Origin of the sequence: Allorhizobium sp. NPDC080224 (assembly GCF_050281005.1) — a bacterium.
Classification (GTDB): Bacteria; Pseudomonadota; Alphaproteobacteria; order Rhizobiales; family Rhizobiaceae; genus Allorhizobium.
The window spans coordinates 188712-208678 of sequence record NZ_JBNNWJ010000001.1 but is presented as its reverse complement, the minus strand read 5'-3'; the positions used below and the strand labels follow the sequence as shown (position 1 = coordinate 208678).

Here is a 19967-nt window from a genome sequence, read left to right as displayed (position 1 = left end):
CATCACGTTTCGGCGACGGGGCGGCGGTAGCCGGTTGGGGTGCCGTAGAGCCAGCCGATCCGCTCGATGGCGGCTTCGAGCGTTTCACGCGCCACGGACATGGTGTTGCCGTTGGCGTGGATCATGGTTGTTTCGTTTTCCATGATCGCGACATGGCCCTTCCAGAAGACGAGGTCGCCGCGCCTGAGCTCGGCACGCTCCACGGGCACGCCGAGGCCCGATGCCTGCATGTCGCTATCGCGCGGGGCTTCCTGCCCGGCCATGCGCATGGCCAGCTGCACAAGGCCCGAGCAATCAATACCGAAGCCGGATTTGCCACCCCAGAGATAGGGGGTCTCAAGGAATAGTCCGGCGACAGTGACGTAATCCGGCACGGGCGGGTCCGAGATCGGGCTCAGGTGGCGGGCGACGAGAGCACCTCCATCTGATAGCAGCAGGTAGCGGGTTCCACGGGTTTCCGCCTCGCCCACGATTGTTAGCCGGCTTCCCATCGACAAGGCCATGCGCGTGGGGAAGCGCAGGTCGGGGCCCGAATAGACGAAGGTGCGCGGCACGGTGACGACATGGGTGGTCGCAGCGACCGGGCCAAGCGCTTCTTCTGGCAGGTAGCCGACGTAACCATCGTCCACCGCCTGCACCCAGGCCCAGCCCCTGTTGCGTTCGAAGACGTGGACCTCTTCACCCATCAGGAGTTCGGTATCGATGCCGACATTCAGGTCCGGTTTTGGGCGAAGCGCCACCACCGGCCGGGTGACCATGGCGGGTTCCGGCGCGACGAAACGTTCGGCCTCGACTTGGCCCTTCAGGGCGATGTCGGCGAGATCAGAACGGAATGCGTTGAGGCGCCGGTCGAGCATGATTTCAGTCTCCGTCAGCCGAGCGTGCGGCCCCGGGCGATGATGTTATCGCCGAATTTTTCGAGAAAGAGCGCACCGCCGACGGTGCGCTTGACGATGACGCTGCGGCGGTCGAGCTCGTCCCTGATACGGTCAACGAGACCCATCTCTCCCAGCGTGTCGAGGGCGCGGGTGATGACGGGCTTGGTGACATTGAGGGTTGCGGCAAGGCCGCGCACTGTATGGGGCGGCGGCACAAGATAGATCTCGAGCAGGACGGCGAGCTGACGCATGGTGAGGTCGTGGCCGTCTTTCTGGACCTGATCCAGGGTCACCCTGTGCCACAGGCAAAGCGCCTGGGTTGCCGTCATTTCGAGGCCCATGGCCCCTCCCCCTCGTTCTGATCCGGGCCAGCAGCCCCTCGCGAGTATCATTCCGGCAAAGGAACGATCTGGCAAGGGGCTGGTGGATTTAGGCTCAGTCGGCGCCGGACTGCAGGTAGCGGTAAAGGGCGCGGATCGCCTGCGCCTCGCCGCCGACGGGCGAATGGGCGCGCTCCGTCGGCGACCAGCCGAAGATGTCGAAATGCGCCCAGCGACGGCCCGGCGAGACGAAGCGTTTGAGGAACAGGGCGGCCGTGATCGCGCCCGCCATGCCGCCGGAGGGGGCGTTGGTCACATCCGCGATCTGGGCCTTCAACATGCGCTCGTAGCCCTTGTAGAGCGGCATGCGCCAGAGCGGATCGTCGACCTCAAGGCTGGCATCGGCGATCTGGTCGGCGAGCTCCTCGTCGTCGGTGAAAAAGGGCGGAAGGTCGGGCCCGAGGGCCACGCGTGCGGCCCCCGTCAGCGTCGCCATGTCGATGATCAGATCGGGCTCGTCGGCATCGGCGTAGGTCAGCGCATCGGCGAGGATCAGGCGGCCTTCGGCATCGGTGTTGTCGATCTGGACAGTCAGACCCTTGCGGCTCTTGTAGACATCACCCGGGCGGAAGGCGTTGCCGGCGATGGCGTTTTCGACGGCGGGGATGATGACGCGCAGATCGACCTTGAGCTTGGCATCCATGATCATCAGGGCAAGGCCGAGCACATTGGCGGCGCCACCCATGTCCTTTTTCATCAGAAGCATCGAGGACGCCGGCTTGATGTCGAGGCCGCCGGTGTCGAAGCTCACGCCCTTGCCGACGAGGGTGATCTTACGGTGGCCCTTCTTGCCCCAGCGCATCTCGATCAAGCGGGGGGCGACCGTGGAGGCGCGGCCGACGGCATGGACGAGCGGGAAGTTCTTCTCGACGAGTTCGTCGCCGATGATGACGGAGACTTCGGCCTTGTAGTGTTCGGCGAGGCGACGGACTGCGGCCTCGATATCGGCCGGGCTCATGTCGTTCGCCGGGGTATTGATCAAATCACGGGCGAGATAGACGCCCGCCAACTGGCGCTTGATGTCGGCGGCATCGGCATCCTGCGGGATCAAAAGGCGCGGTTCGGTGACCCGTTCAGAGCGATAGCGGTCGAAGCTGTAGGCGCCGAGACCGTAGCCGAGCAGAAGGCGATTGGCCGTGAGCGGAGCCGTTTCGATGTGCCATTCGCCGGCCGGCAGCGCGCGGGCGAGCTTGCCGGTCAGATAGGGATTTTCAGAAGGGTTGGCGCCGAGCCCGAACAGCGCGCCGCCAACATGCCCGTCGGCCGTAGGAATGAGCAGTACCGATCCCGCCTCGGCCTTGAAGCCCGCCTTCTTCGCCCAATCGAGGGCGAGTGGTTCAAGCGTGCCGGTCTCGACATGGGCCGGGGTGACGGCGAAGACCGGGAGCGTCTTGCCGCCCTTGGTGCTGAACGGGGACGGTCTTTCAATGTATTGGAACGGGGCCATGGGGAGACGCTTTCTGGAGATCCGGCTGAAGAATCGATGGGGAGCTCGATTAACACTCCGTTAGGGTTAACAGATTATTGCTTGAGTGGAGATTGCGCCGCCCGGACGAGGTGCGGCGGCGGGGACTAGCTAACTCGGGACGATCACCATGCGCATGCGAATTCCAGGCTCGGCAAACCATCTGCGGATCGTGGCCATGACAGGTCTGGTGATGGCGGCCATGACGCTCACCGGCTGCGGCTCGGCAAAGAAGGAGCTGACAACCGGTTCGATCCCCAAGGCAAGCCAGCAACTCGATTCGCTCAGCGGCCCTCAGCTGAGCCGCGCCGTGGAGGGTATCGGCCAGGCCTATGACCGCAACCCGAAGGACCGGAATATCGGTCTCTCCTATGCCAATGGTCTGATGATGACCGGCCGCAACACGCAGGCGCTCGCCGTCATGCAGCAGGTGGCGATTGCTCATCCAAACGATCGTGAGGTGCTCTCCTCGCTTGGCAAGGCGCAGGCTGCGGCGGGACAGCTCGAAAAGGCGCTCGGCACCATCCAAAGGGCCCAGACGCCCGACCGGCCCGACTGGCGGCTCTACTCGGCGGAGGGGGCAGTGCTCGACCAGCTCGGCCGCTCCAGCGAAGCGCGCTCGCGTTACCGCATGGCGCTGCAGATGCAGCCGAACGATCCAAGCGTCTTGTCGAACATGGGCATGTCCTTCGTGCTTTCCGGCGACCTGAAGACGGCCGAGGACTATCTGCGTCAGGCATCGCAGCAGCCTCGTGCCGACAGCCGGGTTCGCCAGAACCTCGCGCTGGTGGTCGGCCTGCAGGGCCGATTCCAGGAGGCAGAACAGCTGGCGGCGCAGGAACTTGATCCGCAGCAGGCGGCGGCCAATCTGCAATATCTGCGCGGCATGCTCGCCCAGCAAAATTCTTGGAAGCAGCTTTCCAGCCAGGACATGCCGAAAAAGAAGAGCTGAGGCTTCAGTCGGGAAAAATCAGACTTGAACGGCCGCTGGTGAGATCGCGCACCAGGCGGATCGCCTGATTCTCATCGCCCTGCCTCAGTGTGACCGTGAGATCGACACCGTCTGCCGTGAAGCTTTCGATGAAGGTGAGGTGCGGGATTGCGGCGAGCCGTGACTTCACGAGAGCGAGGTCCGAGAAGTTCACCGATGATTCGCCTGTTATCATCGGGATGATCTCGCGTTGTTCGGCGGCCCGCAGCATCTGGGCTGCCGTTCCGCCATAGGCACGCATGAGCCCGCCACTGCCGAGCAGGATGCCGCCGAAGAAGCGGGTCACGACCACGACGACACCATCGAGATCCTGACCATCGATGGCCTGGAGGATCGGCTTGCCGGCCGTGCCCGAGGGCTCGCCGTCATCGGAGAAACGATAGGCCTGACCGATACGCCAGGCCCAGCAATTGTGATTGGCTGCGGGATCGGAGACCGAGGCGAGGAAGGCTTTCGCTTCCTCCTCGCTGGCGATGGGTGCTGCCTGCGCGATGAAGCGGCTTTTCTTGATGTCCTGAACGAACTCAACCGGCGCGACGAGGGTGAAGGGCATGGCCTCGAACCTTAGCCGTCCGCATCGTGGGCGGCGAGCCATTCGGCAAGCGCTGCGATCACGGAGAGGCGCAAGGCAGCTTTCATGGCCAGTGCACGGGTGAGCGAGGCGTCGCGGCTGGAGAAGCCGAGTTCGGCCATGACACCGGAGGGCGAGAGTTTTCGAGCGCGCATGACGGCTTCGACCCTCTCGATCGTCGACGGCAGCAGATAACGGCCATTGGCGATGAGGGCTGCGGCATCGTCCGGAATCGGTTCGGCACCGGACGGATCGGGGGCGGCCGATGCGCGGGCCCGCACTTCTGCCGAGACCAGATCCAGAAAGGCCTGGCGATCCTCAGGACCTGCTGCTGTCCATGCCTTCAGGAGCTTCTTCAGGGGACTGGGCTTCTCTTTCTTCGACATGACCGGCTTTCTGTTCGTCCCCGTCCATAGCCCGAGCGGAGACATGGTGCGAGAAAAAAACTTAAGGGCCCGCATCTTCCGGCAAGGGGCCAAATTCGGCTTTGGCAACAGCGGCATCGGGGGCGAAATCGCCCTTTTCGGACCCTTCGTGCATTAGAAAATTCTGGCGGACGGAAAGCGGTCGTTAACCTTTATTTTCTACTCAGATAGCTCAGTTTTCGTGTTCTTGTATCCCGCCAGCGTTCAGGTTTCCGATGCACCCTCCCCGTTCAAATTCCGCGTATCAGCTCAATCAGTTAGGGGACGACAAGGGTGAAGGTGCCGATCAGTCGGCGGCCGACCAGATCGAAGGACGCGAGGAAACGCCCGTGTGGCAGAAGGCCTTCGTGCTGGGCCCCAATGTGCGCTTCACCCGCACGCCCGATCGCGTGCCAGGCAAGGCCGAGCCAACGCCTGCGCCCGCCGCTCAGCCGGGCGCGCCGCCTACACGGACGGTTGCGCAACAGCCGGCGGCGCCGCAGGCACCGACACGGCAGGCCTATCAGCCGACACGTCAACCCGTAGCCCCTGCCCCGACAAAACCTGCCTCGTCCACCACGAGCAGCGTCCCCTATGCCGGGTTGCCGCGCACGGGTGCGCCCGCTGCTGCACCAAAGCCCGAAGTGCCGCGTATGCCGGCATCCGTGACCTTGCCGCAGCCGCCAGACGCGGTGGGCGCCCGCGCGCTCACCTACAAGCTCCGCCGGGAACTGGCTCGGCAACAGGCCGAACAAGCCGCCTGGGAAGCTTCGATGGCCGACGGCGCTTCGCCACACGAGATCGGCCCTGCCCCGCAGCCTTTGCAGCCGGCACCGCTGGTTCAAGGCATGCGCAGCGTGCTTGCTAGCACCCAGGCCGCGAGCGTCGGGACAAGCGCTCGACCCACCAACGAGGCCCATGTGCCGCCGCATCTGCAGCGGTCGCTCGCCCAGCAGGCAGCGCCTGCGGCGCGTGCGCCCATGGTGCGCAATGCGTTTCTGCGAACACCGCCGACAGCGGCTGCACCTCAGCCGGTTGCGGCTCCTGTCGTTGCTCCGCCATCCGTCCGGCCTCTTGCCACGGCTCCAGCCGTCACGGGGTCCATGACATCCGGTTTTGTCGCATGGGCGCAGATGACCCCACCGACGCAGCCCGAGACAGTGATGGCGGTCGCGCCAGAAGCGCAGACTGAACGTCTGCCGATCGCAGCGCTGTTGTCGGACCACATCTTCTTCGAGGCGATGATCGCGCCGGTGGACGCTCCATTGGAGATCGAAATGGCGCGTCCGGCGATCGCGCAACCTGTCTCACAGGCCAGCAATCAGGCAGCGCCGCAGAAGGCGCAACAGATTGCGCCACAGCCGGTTGCGACCGCTGCAATGCCGGCAGCTCAGTCCGTTTCCCCCGTTCGCGCCGAAGTCGTGCGCTATCGCCCGGAAGGGGTTTCCGCCGCACAGCCGCTCCCCAGCGCAATGCGCAAGCCGGTCTTTGAGGCAACCCCGGGCTCGGTCGTCGCGCTCTATCGGGAAATCGCATATCGCGAGGTTTCAGCGCCGTCCTACGCGTTGCAGCAGGCGCAGGCAGCCGCGAGCGAAACCGTTGCCCCACTTGAGGCCGTTTCTCCGGCGCCGCCTCAGGCGAACCATTCGTCGATTGCTCCCATGTCTGCCGCCCTGCCACGCCAGCCGCTCTTCAAGGCGCAGGAAGCTCTCGGCGAAGGCGAATATGAGTTGCCATATATCGACTTCCTGCAGATGCCGCCGATCCAGACGGGTGTCACGATGACGGCGGAGGCGCTGGAACAAAGCGCCGGTCTTCTGGAAAGCGTGCTCGAGGATTTCGGCATCAAGGGCGAAGTGATCGACGTGCGCCCCGGCCCCGTCGTGACGCTTTACGAATTCGAACCGGCCCCGGGGGTCAAGTCCTCGCGCGTCATCGGTCTTTCTGACGATATAGCCCGCTCTATGTCGGCGCTGTCGGCGCGTGTCGCCGTCGTCCCCGGCCGCAACGTCATCGGCATCGAGCTGCCGAACCCGGTGCGCGAGACAGTCTATCTGCGCGAACTGATCGAGACGCCCGATTATGCCGAGACGCGCTACAAGCTGCCGGTTTGTCTGGGCAAGACCATCGGTGGCGAGCCTGTGATCGCGGAACTCGCGAAGATGCCGCATCTGCTCGTGGCCGGCACCACCGGTTCGGGCAAGTCGGTTGCGATCAACACTATGATCCTGTCGCTGCTCTATCGGTTCCGGCCGGACGAGTGCCGCTTGATTATGGTCGATCCGAAGATGCTCGAGCTTTCCGTCTATGATGGCATTCCGCATCTCTTGACCCCCGTCGTTACCGACCCGAAGAAGGCCGTGATGGCCTTGAAATGGGCGGTGCGCGAGATGGAGGACCGCTATCGCAAGATGAGCCGCCTCGGTGTGCGCAATATCGACGGCTACAATGCCCGGGCAGCCCAGGCGCGCGAGAAGGGCGAGACGATCACTGTTTCCGTGCAGACCGGCTTTGACCGGCAGAGCGGCGAGATCGTCTACGAGGAGCAGGAACTCGACCTTTCGCCCATGCCGTATATCGTCGTCGTGGTCGACGAGATGGCCGACCTGATGATGGTGGCCGGCAAGGAGATCGAAGGTGCGATCCAGCGGCTGGCGCAGATGGCGCGTGCGGCCGGCATCCATCTGATCATGGCGACCCAGCGTCCCTCCGTCGATGTCATCACCGGCACGATCAAGGCGAACTTCCCGACCCGTGTCTCCTTCCAGGTGACCTCGAAGATCGACAGCCGCACCATTCTGGGTGAACCTGGCGCCGAACACCTGCTCGGCCAGGGCGACATGCTGCACATGGTCGGCGGTGGCCGCATTGCCCGCGTACATGGCCCCTTCGTTTCCGACGAAGAAGTCGAGAAGGTTGTCGCGCATCTGAAGATGCAGGGGCGTCCGGATTATCTGGGCACCGTCACCGAGGATGCCGACGAAGTCGAGGAAGAGCCGGAAGAAGATACGGCCGTCTTCGACAAGGGCGCCATGGCCGAAGAGGACGGTAACGATCTCTACGACAAGGCGGTCAAGGTGGTGCTGCGCGACAAGAAGTGCTCGACCTCCTACATCCAGCGCCGCCTCTCGATCGGCTACAACAAGGCCGCTTCGCTGGTGGAGCGCATGGAGCAGGAGGGCATCGTTGGTGCCGCCAATCATGTCGGCAAGCGGGCGATCATCGTCGGCGGACGAGAGGTGAATACCGAAGGCGACTTCGAAGGCTAACAATCCGTCAAAGGGTCCAGAGATAGGGCCGCCAACTATTTGTCATTGAGGCACGCCCTGCCAGGCGTGCCTTTTCCTTGACCGAGCCCGAATCTCGACCACCGGGAACCCTTCCGCAGGCTCACGGTTCGAAGGCGGTCAGATCAAGGAGGCATAACCAATGGCAGAAGACAGACGTTCGCTTTTCGTGACAGGCCTGCGCAATGCGCACGCGATGGAAAACCAGGCAATCTCGATCATCAAGCCACAGCTTTCCCGGATCGAGAATTATCCTCAGGTAGCAAGGCGGCTTGAGCAGCATCTGCAGGAGACGGAAGCGCAGTTGAAGCGGCTCGAAGACATTCTCGCCAGTCTCGACGAGGATCACTCAACCATCAAGGACTGGATGCTCTCGGCGGGCGGCAGCATGGCCGCGCTTAGCCACGCCATGGCAGGCGACGAGATCCTGAAGAATTCCTTCGCCAACCAGGCTTTCGAGAATTACGAGATCGCCGCCTATAATTCGCTCATGGTCATGGCGGAGATGGGTGGCTTCCAGGGCGCGACCAACGGCCTGCAGCAGAACCTCGCGGAAGAAGAGGGTATGGCCCAGTGGCTGCGCGATAATCTGCGTGAGGTAACATTGGAATTCGTCTCGCGCCAAGAGGCTGGGGAAAGTGCGAAGGCCTGAACCCGTCGACTCCGAAAACGACAACGGCGGAAGCGTGCTCAACTCGCTTCCGCCGGTTTAAAAGAGATCAGCCGTGCGCCGATCAAATCTGCACGGGTCTGATCGTGTCTACGCCGATCTCGCCCTCGATGAGGCCGCGGGTGAGACCCTGCTGATCCCGCGCGATCTCGATGACCGTATAGAGTTTTTCCGAACGAAAGGCGCTTGCCATGCCGGTCGTGACGTCCTCGGCTGGCTTGGCGTCGATCTCCATATAATCCAGCTCCTGCGAGGCCGCGACGAGGCGGGCATCGCCCGTTGACCGGGCAGCCACAGTCACGACCCCATGGCTGGGGGCATTGTCCCAACGCGGATCGTCCGGCGCGGCGATGGGTTCCAGTCGGTAGATGTTGAGCAGTTCGCCATGCAGCGACATTCCATGTTCTGCAGCGGCTGCGTCCGACCGGCGCGCGGCCACTTCGACGGGCTGCGCCAGATGAGGATCGATGCCCTCACGCGCATCGTTCTTCCGCACTTCGTGATCATTGTTGTCGGACATGGTCTTCTCCCTGTGAAACAGTTTGATCTCCAACCGATCTCGGCCTGATACGGTTCCGTCCTGCTTCTCGCGCCTCGAGATGGAACATGGCGGCCTGCGGACCAGTTTCCCTGACAACAAGGAGCCCGACATGCCGCCAGTGACCCCTTCATCCCCAGCCCTCACCGCTTCCCATGTCCGTGACGACCGGGGACGGGATGCGCGCAGCCCCGGTGACATTCCGGTGCGGGGTCTGTGGGACGTGTCGCTCAGGGTCCTGTCGCGGCTGACATCCGACCGGGTTATGCTGGCCGCGGCTGGCGTGTCTTTTTATGTGATGCTGTCGTTGTTTCCGGGTCTTGCAGCCCTGGTCTCGCTTTATGGCCTGATCGCGGACCCGACCACGATCGCCGGACGTCTCGACTTCCTCTCAGAACTGCTGCCCGCCGATGGGGTCGCGATGATCCTCGGGCAGTTGCAGGCGCTGGCCGACGAGAACGACAGCACTCTGAGCACCGGTTTTCTCGTCGGCCTTGGCGTTTCGCTGTTCAGCGCCCGCAACGGCATGGTGGCTCTCTTCGAGGCCATGAACATTGCCTATCAGGAGCCGGAGAAACGCGGTTTCGTCCATACCACGCTGCTCGCCATCGCCTTTACGCTCGGTGCCATGGCCATTCTCGCCGTCGTCGTCACGGCGCTGGCGATCCTGCCGCTGATCATGTCCGTGGTTTTCATCTCCGAACGGGCCGAGATGGTCGTGGGATTGATCCGCTGGCCGATCCTAATCGGCGTTATCTGGCTCGGGACCGTGATGATCTATCGCTACGGGCCGAGCCGCGAAAACGCGCAACTTCGATGGCTGACCTGGGGCACGCTGCTGAGCACGCTTATCTGGATGATCATGTCGCTCGGCTTCACCTTCTATCTGGAGAATTTCGCCGACTTTAACGCGACCTATGGCGCGCTCGGCACCTTTATCGGCTTCATGTTCTGGGCCTGGTTGTCGGTAGTGATTCTGATTGTCGGGGCGATGCTGAATGCAGAGCTCGAGCATCAGACGGCCGAGGACACGACGACGGGGCCGGCTCAGCCGATGGGTCAGCGCGGCGCGCATGTGGCCGACACACTCGGCGAATCGCAGTAACGGCAATCGATACGCGTGAAAGAGGGGCGGCATCGGAATGCCGCCCCTCTTTCACACGCTCCGTTTCACGCCTGCTTTCAGGCGTTGCGGCGCTCGCGGGCGCGGCTGCCGGGGAACAAAAGCTGGATGAAGCTCTCGGCCGTCGGTTGTGGCTCGTGATTTGCAAGCCCTGGGCGCTCATTGGCTTCAATGAAGACATAATCCGGTTCGGCTGGATCCCGGACCATGAAATCGATGCCGACGACCGGGATCTTGATCGCCTTGGCGATACGGCAGGCGGCATCGACGAGATCGAGATGTGCCTGGGCCGTGACGTCGTGGATCGTGCCGCCGGTATGGAGATTGGCGGCCTTGCGCACGGTGATCTCGCGGCCCTCTTCCAGCACGCTGTCGAGATCGAGGTCCTGCTCGGCGAGGCAACGTTTCGTCTCGGCATCAACAGGAATGCGGCTTTCACCGCCGGTTGCGGCAGCGCGGCGGCGGGACTGCTGTTCGATCAGCTTTCGGATCGGCGAGCGACCATCACCAACCACGCGCGGTGGACGGCGGACGGCCGCGGCAACGAGTTTGTAGTCGATGACGACGAGGCGCAGGTCCTCCCCTTCGAAACAGGCTTCCAAAAGCACGCGGTCGCAGACCTGACGAGCCTGGCGGATGGCGGCCTGCAGGGCATCCATCGAGGAAATACCGACCGAGATACCACGGCCCTGCTCGCCTCGCGCGGGTTTTACCACCAGCTTGCCGTGCTTTGTCAGAAAGGCCTGCTTGTCGGCATCAGAGGCCTCAGCGGAGAGCTGTTCCGGCACGCTGAGACCGGCTGCCTCGGCGAAGCGGCGGGTGACCGCCTTGTCGTCGCAGATCGACATGGCGACCGAGGAGGTGAGGTCCGAGAGACTTTCGCGGCAGTGAATGCTGCGGCCGCCATGGCTCAACCGGAAGAAACCGCCCTCGGGATCGGTCACTTCGACATGGATGCCGCGGCGGAGCGCCTCGTCAACGATCAGGCGCGCATAGGGATTGAGCGCCTCATAGCCCTCGACCGGCTGGGCGAAGAACTTCTCGTTGATGGCGTTCTTGCGCTTGACGGCAAAGAGCGGCACGCGGCGGAAGCCGAGCTTGTCATAGAGGCCGATCGCCTTGTCGTTGTCGTGCAGGACGGAGAGATCGAGATAAGCGAGGCCTCGCGCCTGGAAATGTTCGGCGAGGATGCGCACGAGACCTTCTCCGATGCCCGGCTGGCGGGCTTGCGGATGGACAGCGAGGCACCAAAGCGAGGCGCCGCGCTCCGAGTCGTCGAACAGCCGGTGATGGTCGATTCCGGTGACGGTTCCGACGATCTCGCCGGTCAGATCGTCCTGTGCGACGAAATAGGTGACGGGGCGGTTGTCTCGCTCGCCGGTGAAGAAGTCCTCGCGCACCTGGACCATGCCGCAGCTGGCATAGACCGCATTGATGCCCGCCGCATCGCTTTCGGACGAGAAGCGCCTGAAGGTCACGCCCTTCGGGCGACGACCGCCGGCGCGATAGGTGGAAAGATCGAGCCTAAAGGTATGGGACGGATCGAGGAAGATCTCCTGTGGCGCCTGGGCGAGCAGGACATGGGGATCTCCGACGTGAAAGGCGATGTCGCGCGTATCTGGGGCTTCTTCGCGCAGCGCTTCGAGGAGGTCGGGATAGGCGTCGAAGGTCGGCGTGAAAAGAAGCCGACCCCAGCCGCAATCGAGGGCGACGTTGCGGTTGCGCGCATCCGCTTCGCAGGCGCGACTGGTCGCTCCCTGACTGCCGCCGCCCGGGGTGCGGAGGCGGGTCAACCGGTGTGACAGGGCATTGCCGCGACGGGCCTTGCGCGGCTGGGTGGCGGGCTTCTTCTCTGCCTTGCTCACGTCAGTTCTCCTGGGCCTGCAACCACATTTCGAGAAGGCCGATCTGCCAGAGCTCGGAGCCCTGCAGCGGCGTGATATGCGAGGCGGGATCGGCCACCAGACGATCGATGTAATCCTGGCGGAAGAGGCCACGTTCGCGGGCAGCCTGGGACGACAGGGCGTCACGGAGCATGTCGAGATAGGGACCGGCGATGTATTTCAGCTGCGGGACCGGGAAGTAGCCTTTCTTGCGGTCGATGACCTCTGACGGGATGACCTTGCGGGCGACATCCTTGAGGATGCCCTTGCCACCGTCCCGCAGCTTCTCCTCAGGGGGAATGCGGGCGGCGAGTTCGACCAGTTCGTGATCGAGGAAGGGCACGCGGGCTTCCAGGCCCCAGGCCATGGTCATGTTGTCGACGCGCTTGACCGGGTCGTCGACGAGCATGACATTGCTGTCGAGGCGAAGCGCCTGGTCGACCGGACTATCGGCACCGGCCCGTAACAGATGTTCGCGCAGCAACTCGCCGCTGACATCGCTGCCGGCGATCCAGCGATCCTGCAACTGAGTTGCGAGCGTTTCATGCGATCGATCGCGGAAGGCACGACCGTAGTCGCCGACGACATCGGTGGAGCCGACCAGCGGCGGGTACCAGTGATAGCCGCCGAAGACCTCGTCGGCGCCCTGGCCTGACTGGACCACCTTGATGTGTTTCGAGACTTCCTTCGACAGGAGATAGAAGCCGACATTGTCATAGGAGACCATGGGTTCGGACATGGCGGCGATGGTCCCGGGAAGCGCGCCCATCAGATCGGCGGAGGGCACGAAAATCTTGTGATGGTCGGTGCCGAAGCGTTTGGCGATCAGATCCGAATAGACGAATTCGTCCCCCTTTTCGCCATTGGCTTCCTCGAAGCCGACGGAGAAGCTCATCAGGCCTGTCTGGCCGGCTTCCGCGAGCAGGCCGACGATCAGGCTGGAATCGACGCCGCCTGACAGCAAGACGCCCACGGGCACGTCGGCAATCATGCGGCGCTTGACGGCGAGACGCAGCGCATCGAGCAATTGCTCCTGCCAGTCTTCGCGGCTCATGCCTGCATCTTCAGCCCGGCGCGTATAGGCTGGGTCCCAATAGCGCGTGTCTTCAAAGCTGCCATCGGGCTGGTAGACCCGGATGGTTGCCGGGGGCAGTTTGCGCACGCCCTTGTAGATGGTGCGAGGCGGCGCCACGACGGCGTGGAAGGTCATGTAGTGATGAAGGGCCGTGACATCGATCGCGGTGTCGACACCACCGGCCTTGACGAGGGCCGGAAGCGAAGAGGCGAAGCGCAGACCACCCGAGACTTCGGCGAGATAGAGCGGCTTGATGCCGAAGCGGTCGCGTGCCATGACGACGCGACCGGTGTCGCGTTCATGGATGACGAAGGCGAACATGCCATGGAAGCGGGACACGCAGTCTCTGCCCCAGGCATGCCAAGCCTTCAGGATGACCTCGGTGTCGCCATCGGAGAAGAAGCGGTAGCCCTTGGCTTCCAGTTCGCTGCGCAGTTCACGGAAGTTATAGATACAGCCGTTGAAGACGAGCGAAAGGCCGAGATCGGGATCGACCATCGGCTGCTGCGATTTGTCGGAAAGGTCGAGGATGCGCAATCGTCGATGGCCGAGCCCGACATTGCCCCTGACCATCACGCCGGCCGAATCCGGCCCTCGTGGGGCCAGAACATCCGCCATGATCGAAACTGCCGCTACCGACGGCGATGCGCCATCGAATCTCACTTCTCCACAAATGCCACACATGAACCGGGCTGAAACCTCCGTTGAAAGACCAAACGAAAAGGTGCCGGCAAACCGTTCTTCGGTTTACCGGACACATGATTTGCAAATGGTCGAGAGGTTCCATTGTTCCATTCTTTTTTCGGAACATGGCAGACGCTTGCTCGGCGCCCCGCTTTTGGGGGCGCCGATATTCAATCAGCTCACGGCCTTTTTCAGCGGAGTGATGTGGCGAAAGACGAGGAAGTCTAGGAGAAGGACTGCCACCAGGACGGCGCCGGAGAGTGGGAACAGAAGTGCTGTCGCCAGCATCACAAAGGCGCCGGTCTTCCAGAGTGGTCCAGGCTCGCCAACGGTCGGGGCCATCAGACGGGCCGCGCCCTTCGGCCGGCGCTTCCACCACATGACGAAGCCGCTGACCGAGAGGAAGATGATCGACAGACAAACGATATTGACCAGCACCAGATTCCAGAGGCCCATATCGCCCTCATGGAAGGCGATACCGGCGGCCATGGCCTTGCCGGCTGCGCCGTAGTCGTGGAAGCCGACATCGGCGAGGATGCGGCCGGTATATTGGTCGATATGCACGGTCCGATCGTCAAGCGGATTGGCGCTGTCATTGCTCATCGTGTCGCGCGAGATGGTCCAGACGGCTGTCTCATCGCCAGGGAAAGCCAGCTGGAAGCGCTGATCAAAGCCGATGGTGCGGGCGAGCGAGACGACGGCGTCGAGCGAAACGGGCTCACCTGCCGGTGTGCCGGTGACACCGGCATCCGAGCCGGACGCGGGCATCGGGGTCTGTTCCAGCGTCCACGGCACCTGCTTGACGCCGCCATGGTTCATGCTGGCATGGGTCTTGTCGGACAGCGGAACATTGTCCCATTTCTCCGCCGGGAAGGTGCTCCAGGCTTGGGTGAACTTTTCGCCCCAGATGCCGGCCCAGGTCAGGCCCGACAGCAGAAAGATGACGAGGAAGAGCGAGGCATAGAAGCCGATGGTCAGATGCAGGGACTTCCACAGCTGGCGACCTTTGGCAGAGAGCTGCGGGACGAGCACGGAGCCGAGGCCGCGGCCATCTCGAGGCCACCACAGATAAAGACCGGTGACAACGAGGACGATGCCGAAGCCGGCCGCGATCTCGATCAGGCGGTTGCCGAGTGTGCCGATCAGCAGCGTGCCGTGAATGTTGTCGGCGAGATCGTAGAGGCCGGTGCGCCGGTCCCAATACCCGAGGACTTCGGCACGGTAGGGGTCGACCGCGACCATGTAGGACGCATCGCCTTGGTTGATGCGAAAGAGGGCGGCCTGTTCAGGCGTGCGCGGGGCGATGTACTGGATGATCTGGCCGGGGATTTCGAGGGTCGCGGCTCCCGCCTGGTCCGATACGGAGGAGACTGCGGCCCGCGGCTCGACCGTATAGGTCTTCTCGCCATCGCGACCGAACAGGGTTGCCGTCCACAACATCATCAGGCCGGTGACGGCGAGCATGATTATGAAGGGCGCGACATAAAGGCCGGCATAGAAGTGCCAGCGCCAGGCGGTGATATAGAAGCGGCGCGACAGATCCTTGTCTGTCGCCTGGGCGGGGGTGAGGTCGGAAACGATGGTCATCCTAATACTCTGTTATCTTGAGAAAATTCAATTGGTGAGCGCACGGGCGCCGGCGGCGACGCCCGAGAGCTGTTCGGGATCGAGCACAGTGACGAGATCTCCGTGTCTGATCTCAATGAGCCCGGCCTTCTTCAGGCGGGTGAGGCAGCGGCTGACGGTCTCGATGGTGAGGCCGAGCCAGTCGGCGAGATCGCCGCGCGTCGGGTAAAGATGGAAGGTGACGGATCTCCGCTTCCTGTCGCGCGCGGAGCGGCCGAATTGCTCCGCAAGATCGATGAGGGCAGAGGCGACACGCTCCGGTGCGGTCTTGCGACCGAGCAACATGACGAGGCTTTGCGACCGGGCCAGCATTTCGCTCAGCGCCAGATCACGCTCGCCCTGGGCCATGCTTTCAGACACGGCCTCCAGCCGGGTGAAACCCAGCGTCTCGGCGGAATAGCGGTTCTGATCGCCAAAACCGAGGCCGATCAGGCGTCCGGAGCCGATGAGATCAATGATCTGGCGCCGACCATCGACCAATGTCTGGGCGGTGGCGACACAACCATCGACGACGCGGTATTGCGGGGAGCGGGCCAGGCCTTCGAGAAAGACGACGGTGCGCGGCGGCAGAAGCGGACCGGCGAGCGACATCGCCCGTTGTGAGGACAAGGTTGACGAGACAGGCGGGAACGCAGGCGGCGCCCCGCAATCGGCAAACATTTGCAGCATGACAGACATCCGATTTCGACCGGAGCTGCGACTGCTAGCTCACCGGCCTGACGACACGGACAGCCGGGCGCAGACATGCGCCGGCCATGGCTTTCGATCAGGCGGTGATAGGGGGCGCGCGGGGATGGCTGTCGGGCGGGAATAGCTGGCGATAGTGAGCCTCTGCCGGCTGCGGCAAGGTCACTGCTGCGATGAGCGGCATGCGGAAGCCGACCGAATCGGCCGGGGCAGGCAACAGGGCTGATGCCGCGATGCGGCAAGCTTCACAATCGGACGAGGCGGTGTGCCCCTTGGCCTTGCCGTCCTCTGTGGGCAGGCAGAGCTCAGGCAGGCTGCCATCCGGCAAGATGAGGGCCGCGATTTCCTGCGATGAAAGCTGCGGTGTGGATGGAACGGCAGGGCGATGCGCGAGGCCGAGCAGCACCAGCGCGATGACGCAGATCATGCGTATCGCCCGGTCAAAACTCAACTCAAAGCCCCGTTCGGCCATTCTATCCCCCGACAGATCTCTGCTGGATAGCACCGGCCGAGCCGGCTCACAAGCGGGCGGCCGGGGCCTTTGCGTCGCAGGCAGCAGACCTAAAAAAGGTCCCGCTCATGCACTCGCTGCGCCGACCCGTGCCGACGTCAAACCGTCGGATGGCTGCGCATCTGGCCGGGTGTTCTGCCATAGGTGCCCTTGAAGACACGGGTGAAATGGGAGGTGTTCTGGAAGCCGACCTGAAGGGCGATATCGATCAACGACGCATTGGTTTGGGTGACCAGCATCTTGGCGCGTTCCATGCGCAGCTTGGTGTAGATGCGGGCGGGTGAGACATCGATCTTCTGGGCGAAGAGGCGCTCGAGCTGGCGGCGCGAAAGGCCGACCGAGCGGGCAAGCTGATCGATGGTCAGTTCGTTTTCGAGGCTCTGCTCCATCAGGATCAGAACCGCCTTCACACGGGGGTCGTCGCATTCGATGGTGAGCGGGCGGCGGACCTGGATGTCCCTGTTGGTGCGGGCCTTCTCTATCTGTAGAACTTCGAGTGCATTGCGTTCGGCGTCGTGGCCGAGATACTGGCGGACGATGAAGGCTGCGAGATCTGCAGAACTGCTGCCGCCGGCACAGGATCCGCGGCGGCGATCGAGATTGAACAGACGGTCGGAGCGGACCTCGTGATCGGGAAAGCGGTCGCGGAACTGCTGATAGTGTAGCCAGCTGACGCAGGTCTGGTGGTTCTTCATCAGACCCGCTTCCGCGAGGATGAAGGTTCCGGTGCAAAGGCCGATCAGCGGCACCTTCTGGGCATCGGCCCTTTTCAGAAAGGCGATGGTTTGATCGTCCACGGCGGCCTGGCGTCCGAGAAGGCCACCGACCACGACGATGTAGTCAAAGCGGCTCGGATCGACGAAGTCGCTGGTCGGTGCGACCTGCACGCCGCAGCTGGAACTGATCAGGTGGCGCGTGCTGCCGAGCACCTGCCAATCGGCAAGCACGCGGCCCGAACGATCATATTCGTCGCTTGCAAGACGGATCGTATCGATGAAGAGCGCGAAAGCGGACAAAGTGAAGGAACGCGACAGCACGAAGCCGATCTTCAGCCGCGGCCTTTTCGTTGCCTCGTCGCCCGACATTGTCTCACTCTCCGCAGCTTCGGCGCATCCGCCATTCCGAACGCTAGCAGGGGGAAACAATCGCCGCAATCGGATGTCAAGCCATGCGCAAAACTTCGCAACAATCGCGCCTCAAAAGCGGCTTCAACTGTGGCGATCCGCGACGTGGGCGGATGGTTCGACGTGCCAGAATTATGGTTCGTCGGGTTCGTTTGCTCGAAGCACCTGCTCGGCTGGCGCCACCTTCTGTCGGGTGAAGCCGCGCAGACCGGACACCTCTTCGGAATCGCGCTCGATCTGGACTTCGCTCGCGGCGTAATGGACCACCAGCTTGGCGACCGAGATCAGCGCATGGAGATGAATGCGCTCATAGCCGTGCGAGGCATCGACACCGAAGGCGAGCAGTGCGGTGCGCACATCATGACCGGCCTCGACCGCCGAGGCGGCATCGGAGCGATAGTAGCGGAAGACATCCTTCTGGACGCGGATGCCATGTTCGCCGCACAGTTCGAAGAGCTTCTTGGACAAATGATAGTCGAAGGGGCCAGTCTGGTCGGCCATGGCGAGCGTCACGCCGAATTCGTCGGAAGCCTGGCCGGGTGCTGTGGTGCCATTGTCGATGGCGACCAGGGAGGCGATCTCCGGCACGAGTGCGGCGGAGGCGCCGACACCGACTTCTTCGCCGATGGTGAACAGCCAATAGGTATCGACCGGTGTCTCGATGTCCTGCCGCTGCATTGCCTCGAGTGCTGCCAGCATGATGGCGACGCCGGCCTTGTCGTCGAGATGACGCGAGACGATGAAGCCGTTTTCGAGAAACTCCGGCTGTGGATCGATCGCGACGATGTCGCCGATATCGATGCCCAGCTGCACGATGTCCTTGCGGTCACGCGCCAGAGCGTCGATGCGCATTTCAATGTGCCGCCAGCCTGTCGGCTGCGTGTCGACCTCGTCGTTGAAGGTATGCCCGGATGCCTTCAATGGCAGGATGGAGCCACGGTAAATGCCCTTGGTCGAAAAGATCGAGGCGCGGGCGCCCTCGGCGAAGCGGGCCGACCAATGGCCGATGGAGACCAGCTCCAGACGTCCGTTGTCTTTCAGCGCCTTTACCTGGGCGCCTAGGGTGTCGAGGTGGGATACGATGCCCCGGGCGGGTCTGTCGGCGGCTCCCGGTCGACGGGCGCGGATCGCACCCCTGCGGGTCAGCTTGACCTCAAGTCCGAGACGTTCAAGTTCGCGGGCGGTGTGCCGGACGGCCTCGTCGGTGAAGCCTGTGGGGCTCGGAATGGCGAGCAATGCCTTCAGCCGAGACCTGAGATAATCCGGGTCGATATCGATCGGTGTATGCATCCGAGCCTTGTCGCAGTCCTTGGCGGGCGGGTCAACACCGATACGGATTTGCCGATCCAGGGGCCGGTTCAACACCAGCGCCTCCAACGCCTTGCATCAAGCCTTGTGGAGGGCATCCGGCTTGTGCGCAGCGCGCTTGCCGGTCTTTGCGCTTTCGACGATGTATTGCGGATCGGATTTGGACGCCTTGACCGAGTGATCCTTGATCTTCGTCGGGCTCGTCTGCTTCTTCACCACCTTGCCTTCGGTCTTGCCCTGGCTGGTCTTCCATTCGACTTTGTCGCCCTTGTGAAAAGTCTGGGTCATGTCGGTTCTCCCTGGTCCTGTTGGCTTCGGCCTGCGTCCATGTCAGGCGAGCTTGTCCTTCACCCAGTCGCGCCCGGCATCACCGCCCCACAGGAGCCAGGCGATGTAACCCGCAGACGGGTTATCATCGTCGCCGAAATTCTTGGCGCGCTTGTCGACCTTGTGGCGGGCGAAATAGCTTTTCATTCGCTTGAGCGTGTCTTCGCTCAGGTTGCGCCGGTTTTTCAGGTCCCGTGCGCGGGCGACGCCGACTGCGGTTCCGCCGCGCTTGAACTTCTCGCGCAGTTCCAGACCACGGGCTGCTTCATCCGCCATGGCGGCCGTCGGCTTGAAGGTGTCGGTCATGGGGTCCTTCCTCGGTCGGGGCAGGACAGCACGGCGCCGCTCAATCCTTCGGAATGTGCGCACCAATTGCCGTCTGGGCGATGAACGGGAAAGGGATCCGACAGGTTCCCACCGGGCGGGTCGGCTCGG

Annotated in this window: 19 protein-coding genes; 4 read left to right on the top strand and 15 right to left on the bottom strand. The window is 63.1% G+C overall.

Features of this window, described 5'->3' with window-relative positions; genetic code table 11:
* Positions 1-2: 2 nt before the first annotated feature.
* The 3 genes from ACQKP1_RS00990 to ACQKP1_RS00980 all read right to left on the bottom strand — a co-directional run bounded on the left by ACQKP1_RS00990 (position 3) and on the right by ACQKP1_RS00980 (position 2705).
* A complete protein-coding gene (locus ACQKP1_RS00990) occupies positions 3-857 on the bottom strand; it encodes an NlpC/P60 family protein (protein ID WP_427273861.1) in 855 nt (284 codons plus the stop codon).
* Positions 858-871: 14 nt separating this feature from the next.
* A complete protein-coding gene (locus ACQKP1_RS00985) occupies positions 872-1219 on the bottom strand; it encodes a MarR family transcriptional regulator (protein ID WP_427273860.1) in 348 nt (115 codons plus the stop codon).
* A 94-nt stretch (positions 1220-1313) separates the two neighbouring features.
* Complete coding sequence (locus ACQKP1_RS00980) at positions 1314-2705, bottom strand: leucyl aminopeptidase family protein (RefSeq protein WP_427273859.1); 1392 nt, start codon at positions 2703-2705, stop codon at positions 1314-1316.
* Between the two features lie 196 nt (positions 2706-2901).
* Here ACQKP1_RS00980 and ACQKP1_RS00975 point away from each other — a divergent pair, with 196 nt between their 5' ends.
* Positions 2902-3675: a tetratricopeptide repeat protein gene (locus tag ACQKP1_RS00975; RefSeq protein WP_236759373.1), complete on the top strand. Its 774-nt coding sequence runs from the start codon at positions 2902-2904 to the stop codon at positions 3673-3675.
* Between the two features lie 4 nt (positions 3676-3679).
* Here the strand turns inward: ACQKP1_RS00975 and ACQKP1_RS00970 are convergent, their stop codons facing one another.
* Both ACQKP1_RS00970 and ACQKP1_RS00965 read right to left on the bottom strand, forming a co-directional pair.
* The gene (locus ACQKP1_RS00970; protein ID WP_427273858.1) at positions 3680-4267 is read right to left on the bottom strand and encodes an IMPACT family protein; all 588 of its coding nucleotides are present in this window, start codon (positions 4265-4267) and stop codon (positions 3680-3682) included.
* Positions 4268-4278: 11 nt separating this feature from the next.
* On the bottom strand, positions 4279-4671 hold the full coding sequence (locus tag ACQKP1_RS00965) for a hypothetical protein (RefSeq protein WP_427273857.1): 393 nt from the start codon (positions 4669-4671) through the stop codon (positions 4279-4281).
* Between the two features lie 254 nt (positions 4672-4925).
* Between ACQKP1_RS00965 and ACQKP1_RS00960 the strand changes: the two genes are divergently transcribed.
* Together ACQKP1_RS00960 and ACQKP1_RS00955 are read left to right on the top strand one after the other, a co-directional pair.
* Positions 4926-7958 carry a DNA translocase FtsK gene (locus ACQKP1_RS00960; protein ID WP_427273856.1) on the top strand — a complete coding sequence of 1011 codons (3033 nt, stop codon included), beginning with the start codon at positions 4926-4928 and terminating at the stop codon, positions 7956-7958.
* 160 nt (positions 7959-8118) lie between these two features.
* On the top strand, positions 8119-8628 hold the full coding sequence (locus ACQKP1_RS00955) for a ferritin-like domain-containing protein (RefSeq protein ID WP_427273855.1): 510 nt from the start codon (positions 8119-8121) through the stop codon (positions 8626-8628).
* Positions 8629-8710: 82 nt separating this feature from the next.
* On the opposite strand, the gene ACQKP1_RS00950 is transcribed toward ACQKP1_RS00955, so the two are convergent.
* A complete protein-coding gene (locus ACQKP1_RS00950; protein WP_427273854.1) occupies positions 8711-9166 on the bottom strand; it encodes a hypothetical protein in 456 nt (151 codons plus the stop codon).
* A gap of 130 nt (positions 9167-9296) precedes the next feature.
* On the opposite strand from ACQKP1_RS00950, the gene ACQKP1_RS00945 reads away from it, so the two are divergent.
* On the top strand, positions 9297-10289 hold the full coding sequence (locus ACQKP1_RS00945) for a YihY/virulence factor BrkB family protein (RefSeq protein ID WP_427273853.1): 993 nt from the start codon (positions 9297-9299) through the stop codon (positions 10287-10289).
* Between the two features lie 77 nt (positions 10290-10366).
* On the opposite strand, the gene ngg is transcribed toward ACQKP1_RS00945, so the two are convergent.
* From ngg to ACQKP1_RS00900, 9 genes are all read right to left on the bottom strand, one after another.
* Positions 10367-12172 (bottom strand): N-acetylglutaminylglutamine synthetase, encoded by a 1806-nt coding sequence (ngg, locus tag ACQKP1_RS00940; protein ID WP_427273852.1) that lies wholly within the window; start codon positions 12170-12172, stop codon positions 10367-10369.
* Between the two features lies 1 nt (position 12173).
* Positions 12174-13949 carry an N-acetylglutaminylglutamine amidotransferase gene (locus tag ACQKP1_RS00935; RefSeq protein ID WP_427273851.1) on the bottom strand — a complete coding sequence of 592 codons (1776 nt, stop codon included), beginning with the start codon at positions 13947-13949 and terminating at the stop codon, positions 12174-12176.
* Between the two features lie 174 nt (positions 13950-14123).
* Positions 14124-15536, bottom strand: coding sequence for a PepSY-associated TM helix domain-containing protein (locus ACQKP1_RS00930; protein ID WP_427273850.1), 1413 nt, complete (start codon positions 15534-15536; stop codon positions 14124-14126).
* 27 nt (positions 15537-15563) lie between these two features.
* Positions 15564-16244: a Crp/Fnr family transcriptional regulator gene (locus ACQKP1_RS00925; protein ID WP_427273849.1), complete on the bottom strand. Its 681-nt coding sequence runs from the start codon at positions 16242-16244 to the stop codon at positions 15564-15566.
* Between the two features lie 97 nt (positions 16245-16341).
* A complete protein-coding gene (locus tag ACQKP1_RS00920) occupies positions 16342-16734 on the bottom strand; it encodes a hypothetical protein (RefSeq protein ID WP_427273848.1) in 393 nt (130 codons plus the stop codon).
* A gap of 137 nt (positions 16735-16871) precedes the next feature.
* Entirely contained in the window at positions 16872-17858 is a 987-nt protein-coding gene (locus tag ACQKP1_RS00915) for a GlxA family transcriptional regulator (RefSeq protein WP_427273847.1), read from the bottom strand.
* Positions 17859-18029: 171 nt separating this feature from the next.
* Positions 18030-19187, bottom strand: coding sequence for an osmoprotectant NAGGN system M42 family peptidase (locus tag ACQKP1_RS00910; RefSeq protein ID WP_076391426.1), 1158 nt, complete (start codon positions 19185-19187; stop codon positions 18030-18032).
* Positions 19188-19283: 96 nt separating this feature from the next.
* A complete protein-coding gene (locus tag ACQKP1_RS00905; RefSeq protein WP_427273846.1) occupies positions 19284-19493 on the bottom strand; it encodes a DUF2945 domain-containing protein in 210 nt (69 codons plus the stop codon).
* A 42-nt stretch (positions 19494-19535) separates the two neighbouring features.
* On the bottom strand, positions 19536-19838 hold the full coding sequence (locus tag ACQKP1_RS00900; protein WP_427273845.1) for a hypothetical protein: 303 nt from the start codon (positions 19836-19838) through the stop codon (positions 19536-19538).
* Between the last annotated feature and the right edge of the window lie 129 nt (positions 19839-19967).

What these genes read in the sequence shown, in the direction of transcription:
- ACQKP1_RS00960 (WP_427273856.1), top strand. Translation starts at nt 4,926, where the DNA reads ATGCACCCTCCCCGTTCAAATTCCGCGTATCAGCTCAATCAGTTAGGG.
- ACQKP1_RS00990 (WP_427273861.1), bottom strand. Translation starts at nt 857, where the DNA reads ATGCTCGACCGGCGCCTCAACGCATTCCGTTCTGATCTCGCCGACATC.
- ACQKP1_RS00915 (WP_427273847.1), bottom strand. Translation starts at nt 17,858, where the DNA reads ATGTCGGGCGACGAGGCAACGAAAAGGCCGCGGCTGAAGATCGGCTTC.
- ACQKP1_RS00910 (WP_076391426.1), bottom strand. Translation starts at nt 19,187, where the DNA reads ATGCATACACCGATCGATATCGACCCGGATTATCTCAGGTCTCGGCTG.
- ACQKP1_RS00900 (WP_427273845.1), bottom strand. Translation starts at nt 19,838, where the DNA reads ATGACCGACACCTTCAAGCCGACGGCCGCCATGGCGGATGAAGCAGCC.
- ACQKP1_RS00955 (WP_427273855.1), top strand. Translation starts at nt 8,119, where the DNA reads ATGGCAGAAGACAGACGTTCGCTTTTCGTGACAGGCCTGCGCAATGCG.
- ACQKP1_RS00935 (WP_427273851.1), bottom strand. Translation starts at nt 13,949, where the DNA reads ATGTGTGGCATTTGTGGAGAAGTGAGATTCGATGGCGCATCGCCGTCG.
- ACQKP1_RS00945 (WP_427273853.1), top strand. Translation starts at nt 9,297, where the DNA reads ATGCCGCCAGTGACCCCTTCATCCCCAGCCCTCACCGCTTCCCATGTC.
- ACQKP1_RS00920 (WP_427273848.1), bottom strand. Translation starts at nt 16,734, where the DNA reads ATGGCCGAACGGGGCTTTGAGTTGAGTTTTGACCGGGCGATACGCATG.
- ACQKP1_RS00985 (WP_427273860.1), bottom strand. Translation starts at nt 1,219, where the DNA reads ATGGGCCTCGAAATGACGGCAACCCAGGCGCTTTGCCTGTGGCACAGG.
- ACQKP1_RS00970 (WP_427273858.1), bottom strand. Translation starts at nt 4,267, where the DNA reads ATGCCCTTCACCCTCGTCGCGCCGGTTGAGTTCGTTCAGGACATCAAG.
- ACQKP1_RS00930 (WP_427273850.1), bottom strand. Translation starts at nt 15,536, where the DNA reads ATGACCATCGTTTCCGACCTCACCCCCGCCCAGGCGACAGACAAGGAT.
- ACQKP1_RS00925 (WP_427273849.1), bottom strand. Translation starts at nt 16,244, where the DNA reads ATGCTGCAAATGTTTGCCGATTGCGGGGCGCCGCCTGCGTTCCCGCCT.
- ACQKP1_RS00980 (WP_427273859.1), bottom strand. Translation starts at nt 2,705, where the DNA reads ATGGCCCCGTTCCAATACATTGAAAGACCGTCCCCGTTCAGCACCAAG.
- ACQKP1_RS00950 (WP_427273854.1), bottom strand. Translation starts at nt 9,166, where the DNA reads ATGTCCGACAACAATGATCACGAAGTGCGGAAGAACGATGCGCGTGAG.
- ACQKP1_RS00975 (WP_236759373.1), top strand. Translation starts at nt 2,902, where the DNA reads ATGACAGGTCTGGTGATGGCGGCCATGACGCTCACCGGCTGCGGCTCG.
- ACQKP1_RS00965 (WP_427273857.1), bottom strand. Translation starts at nt 4,671, where the DNA reads ATGTCGAAGAAAGAGAAGCCCAGTCCCCTGAAGAAGCTCCTGAAGGCA.
- ACQKP1_RS00905 (WP_427273846.1), bottom strand. Translation starts at nt 19,493, where the DNA reads ATGACCCAGACTTTTCACAAGGGCGACAAAGTCGAATGGAAGACCAGC.